At 70.1% G+C, this 4,492-nt stretch carries 6 protein-coding genes; 1 reads left to right on the forward strand and 5 read right to left on the reverse strand.

Annotated features, from left to right (window positions below; translation table 11 throughout):
- Nucleotides 1–727: aspartate carbamoyltransferase catalytic subunit (locus AOK15_RS35380; protein WP_055522445.1), on the reverse strand; the 727-nt coding region annotated here is incomplete at its 3' end.
- Between the two features lie 126 nt (nucleotides 728–853).
- Nucleotides 854–1,450 (reverse strand): bifunctional pyr operon transcriptional regulator/uracil phosphoribosyltransferase PyrR, encoded by a 597-nt coding sequence (gene pyrR, locus AOK15_RS35385; protein ID WP_055522447.1) that lies wholly within the window; start codon nucleotides 1,448–1,450, stop codon nucleotides 854–856.
- Between the two features lie 219 nt (nucleotides 1,451–1,669).
- Here pyrR and bldD point away from each other — a divergent pair, with 219 nt between their 5' ends.
- On the forward strand, nucleotides 1,670–2,170 hold the full coding sequence (bldD, locus tag AOK15_RS35390; protein ID WP_055522449.1) for a transcriptional regulator BldD: 501 nt from the start codon (nucleotides 1,670–1,672) through the stop codon (nucleotides 2,168–2,170).
- 190 nt (nucleotides 2,171–2,360) lie between these two features.
- Here the strand turns inward: bldD and nusB are convergent, their stop codons facing one another.
- The 3 genes from nusB to AOK15_RS35405 form a co-directional block, all read right to left on the reverse strand.
- Nucleotides 2,361–2,795, reverse strand: coding sequence for a transcription antitermination factor NusB (gene nusB / locus AOK15_RS35395; RefSeq protein ID WP_055522451.1), 435 nt, complete (start codon nucleotides 2,793–2,795; stop codon nucleotides 2,361–2,363).
- Between the two features lie 2 nt (nucleotides 2,796–2,797).
- Nucleotides 2,798–3,364, reverse strand: coding sequence for an elongation factor P (efp, locus tag AOK15_RS35400; RefSeq protein WP_055522452.1), 567 nt, complete (start codon nucleotides 3,362–3,364; stop codon nucleotides 2,798–2,800).
- Nucleotides 3,365–3,424: 60 nt separating this feature from the next.
- A partial coding sequence (locus tag AOK15_RS35405) for an aminopeptidase P family protein (RefSeq protein ID WP_055522454.1) occupies nucleotides 3,425–4,492 on the reverse strand: 1,068 nt, incomplete at its 5' end.

Here is a 4,492-nt window from a genome sequence, read left to right on the forward strand (position 1 = left end):
TGGGGAAGAACGCGGCGTGCATGCGCTCGCGCTGCACGCGCAGCATCATCACGGCGTCGGACTTGGGCAGTGTGCTGTCGAGGTCGTACGACACCTCGCAGGGCCAGGACTCGACGCCGACCGGCAGCAGGGTGGGCGGCGCGACGAGGGTGACCTCGGCGCCGAGGGTGTGCAGCAGGTCGACGTTGGAGCGGGCGACGCGGCTGTGCAGGACGTCGCCGACGAGCGTGATGCGCTTGCCGGACAGGTCCTGCCCGAGGCCGGTGTCCCGGCCGACGAGGCGGCGGCGCATGGTGAAGGCGTCGAGCAGGGCCTGGGTGGGGTGCTGGTGGGTGCCGTCGCCCGCGTTGATGACGGCGGCGTCGATCCAGCCGGAGTTCGCCAGGCGGTACGGCGCTCCGGAGGCGCCGTGGCGGATGACGACGGCGTCGACACCCATGGCTTCGAGGGTCTGGGCGGTGTCCTTGAGGGACTCGCCCTTGGACACGCTCGATCCCTTGGCGGAGAAGTTGATGACGTCCGCGGAGAGGCGCTTCTCGGCGGCCTCGAAGGAGATCCGGGTACGGGTGGAGTCCTCGAAGAAGAGGTTGACGATCGTGCGGCCGCGCAGGGTCGGCAGCTTCTTGATCGGCCGGTCGGCGACCCGGGCCATCTCCTCGGCGGTGTCGAGGATCAGGACGGCGTCGTCGCGGGTGAGGTCGGCGGCCGAGATGAGATGACGCTGCATCTGTCAGGCTCCGTAAAGGCGATTCGGTGTCGGGAGGCGAGGCCCGGTCGGCCGGTCACAGCCGGGCGGGCGGACGCGCGGGTGGGCGACGCGGGGCGCACGGCAGGGCCGTACGCCGGGTGGTCGCTACTGCTGCGCGCCCCTGGCGGCCGGCTTCGCACCGAGCAGCACGGTGTCCCGACCGTCCTCCTCGGCGAGCTGGACCTTGACCGTCTCCCGCAGCGACGTGGGGAGGTTCTTGCCGACGTAGTCGGCGCGGATGGGCAGTTCGCGGTGGCCGCGGTCGACGAGCACCGCGAGCTGGACCGCTCGCGGGCGGCCGATGTCGTTCAGCGCGTCGAGCGCCGCGCGGATCGTGCGGCCGGAGAAGAGGACGTCGTCGACGAGGACGACGAGGCGGCCGTCGATCCCGTCACCGGGGATCTCCGTACGGGCCAGCGCACGCGGTGGGTGCATGCGCAGGTCGTCGCGGTACATGGTGATGTCGAGCGAGCCGACCGGGATCTTGCGGTCGGTGATCTCCGCCAGCTTGTCGGCGAGCCTCCGGGCGAGGAAGACGCCCCGGGTCGGGATGCCGAGGAGCACCACGTCGTCGGCGCCCTTGGCGCGTTCGACGATCTCGTGGGCGATGCGGGTCAGTACGCGTGCGATGTCGGGGGCCTCGAGGACGGGCCTGGCATCGGACGGCTGCGGATCCTGTTGCGGATTTTCCTGCGTGTCCATACGAAACGGACCTCCTTCTCCGCCTCACGGGACGGATCTTAAAGGACGTCGGATTTGCGCCATCCACGGTAGCAGGCCCCGGCAACGCCCCTGATCACCCCCCTGGCCCAATGGAGAGCGTTTACCACGGAAGAGTCGGTCCGGACCATTCGGCTTGACGGGGCAGAGTCACGCTGCGTAACCTCACAGTGAGTCACCAGCCTTCGTCCGGGGAGCTATATGTCCAGCGAATACGCCAAACAGCTCGGGGCCAAGCTCCGGGCCATCCGCACCCAGCAGGGCCTTTCCCTCCACGGTGTCGAGGAGAAGTCCCAGGGACGCTGGAAGGCGGTCGTGGTCGGTTCGTACGAGCGCGGCGACCGCGCCGTCACCGTGCAGCGCCTTGCGGAGCTGGCGGATTTCTATGGGGTTCCTGTGCAGGAGCTGCTTCCCGGGACGACCCCCGGTGGCGCGGCCGAGCCGCCGCCGAAGCTCGTCCTCGACCTGGAGCGCCTGGCCAACGTCCCGGCCGAGAAGGCGGGCCCGCTCCAGCGGTACGCCGCGACGATCCAGTCCCAGCGCGGTGACTACAACGGCAAGGTGCTCTCCATCCGCCAGGACGACCTGCGCACACTCGCCGTCATCTATGACCAGTCCCCCTCGGTCCTGACCGAGCAGCTGATCAGCTGGGGTGTCCTGGACGCGGACGCGCGTCGCGCCGTCTCCCACGACGAGGGCTGAACCCTCGGGCGAGGCTCAGCAGAAACGTGCCGCCGGGGTGGCCGGAACCTTTCGGTTCGGGCCACCCCGGCGGTTTTCTGTCTCCAGGGACGCAAAGGGGCGGGCGGTGACGCGGACAGGCCTGCGTCGCCGACGGCCTCCCATGGGAGGTCGGCCTCGCGTGGGAAGCCGGCCTCGCGTGGGAGGGCCCCTATTCGGCTTCCCTGCGGAGCGACGGCTTCAGGTCCTTGAGGCGCCCGAGCAGTCCGTTCACGAACGACGGGGAGTCGTCCGTGGAGAACTCCTTCGCCAGCTGCACCATCTCGTCCAGCACCACCGCGTCCGGGGTCTCGTCGACCCAGATCAGCTCGTAGGCGCCGAGCCGCAGGATGTTACGGTCCACGACCGGCATGCGGTCGAGGGTCCAGCCCACCGAGTACTGCGCGATCAGCTCGTCGATGCGCTTGGCGTACTCGGAGTACCCCTCGACCAGCTGCATCGTGTACTCGCTGACCGGCGGCTGCCTGGTGTCGGACCGGGAGTGCCGGATCCAGTCCGCGAGGACGGTGAGGACGTCGACCCCGCGCTGGTCGCCCTCGAAGAGGATCTGGAAGGCGCGCTTGCGGGCCGTGTTACGGGCAGCCACGGTTAGCTGTTCACCCGGCCGAGGTAGTCGCTCGTGCGGGTGTCGACCTTGATCTTCTCACCGGTGGTGATGAAGAGGGGCACCTGGATCTGGTGGCCGGTCTCCAGGGTCGCCGGCTTGGTGCCACCGGTGGAGCGGTCGCCCTGGACGCCCGGCTCGGTCTCCTGGATGACGAGCTCGACGGCGGCCGGCAGCTCGACGAAGAGCACCTCGCCCTCGTGCTGCGCGACGGTGGCGGTGAAGCCCTCGATCAGGAAGTTGGCGGCGTCGCCGACGGCCTTGCGGTCGACCATCAGCTGGTCGTAGGTCTCCATGTCCATGAAGACGAAGTACTCGCCGTCCATGTAGGAGAACTGCATGTCGCGCTTGTCGACGGTGGCCGTCTCGACCTTCACGCCGGCGTTGAAGGTCTTGTCGACGACCTTCCCGGAGAGCACGTTCTTGAGCTTGGTGCGCACGAAGGCCGGGCCCTTGCCGGGCTTGACGTGCTGGAACTCGACGACGGACCAGAGCTGGCCGCCGTCGAGCTTGAGCACCATGCCGTTCTTGAGGTCGTTCGTGGAAGCCACGGTTGCTTCAATCTCCTGGACTTACGTGGACGACCCCGGGGCACGCGCGCAGCTCAAGGGCTAGAGCGCGAGCAGCTCCTTGGTCGTGATGGTGAGTAGCTCGGGTCCGCCGTCCGCCTCGGGGCGTACGACGAGCGTGTCATCGATCCGGACACCGCCCCGGCCCGGGAGGTGAACCCCCGGTTCGACGGTGACCGGCACGCAAGCGTCCAGTTTACCCATGGCCGCGGGGGCCAACTGCGGGTCCTCGTCGATTTCGAGTCCCACACCGTGCCCCATCAGTGCCGGGAGGTCCGCGCCGTGACCCGCGGAGTCCAGTACGTGACGGGCCGCGCGGTCTACGGCGCGGTAGGCGGCGCCGGGGACGAGGCTCTCGCGGCCGGCCCGCTGGGCTGCGAAGACAAGGTCGTAGAGCTCGATCTGCCAGTCGGCCGGCGAGGTCCCGATGACGAAGGTCCGGCCGATCTCGCAGCGGTAGCCGCGGTAGACGGCGCCGAGGCACACGGAGAGGAAGTCGCCCTCCTCGACGCGGCGATCGGTGGGGAGATGGCCGCGGCGGCCGGAGTTCGGGCCCGTGGCGACGGAGGTGGCGAAGGCGGGGCCGTCGGCGCCGTGGTCGACGAGGCGACGCTCCAGTTCGAGGGCGAGGTGGCGTTCGGTACGGCCGACGAGGATCGACTCCAGGAGTTCCCCGAGGGCCTGGTCGGCGATCTCCGCGCCGATCCGCAGGCAGGAGATCTCCTCCTCGTCCTTGACGACCCGGAGCTGCTCGACCGCGCCGCCGAGGTCGGTGAGCCGCAGCCGCGGGGCGACGGAGCGGAGCGCTCGGTGCCGGGCCACGGTGAGGTGGTGCTCCTCCACAGCGAGGGACTCGGCGCCGGCGGCCGTGACGAGGTCGGCGGCCGTGACCGCCGGGTCGCCGCTGGGCTTCGGCAGCAGCTGGACGCGGACGGCGTCGTCGGGCCGCCCCTCAAAGCTGTCGCCCCTCGGGGGTGCGCCGCAGAGGAGGACGTCCTCGGCCACGCCGAGCAGGAGGACGGCGCCGCGGGGGGCCGCGCCCGTGAGGTACCGCACGTTGGCCGGGCGGGTCACGAGAGCGGTGGCGCTGCCGCTCGCCTGGCAGCGTTC

It is taken from the genome of Streptomyces ossamyceticus, from assembly GCF_001418475.1.
GTDB lineage: Bacteria > Actinomycetota > Actinomycetes > Streptomycetales > Streptomycetaceae > Streptomyces > Streptomyces ossamyceticus.

Bases quoted from the DNA above. Each gene is read 5' to 3' on its own strand.
- pyrR (WP_055522447.1), bottom strand. From the start codon at position 1,450: ATGGACACGCAGGAAAATCCGCAACAGGATCCGCAGCCGTCCGATGCC.
- bldD (WP_055522449.1), top strand. From the start codon at position 1,670: ATGTCCAGCGAATACGCCAAACAGCTCGGGGCCAAGCTCCGGGCCATC.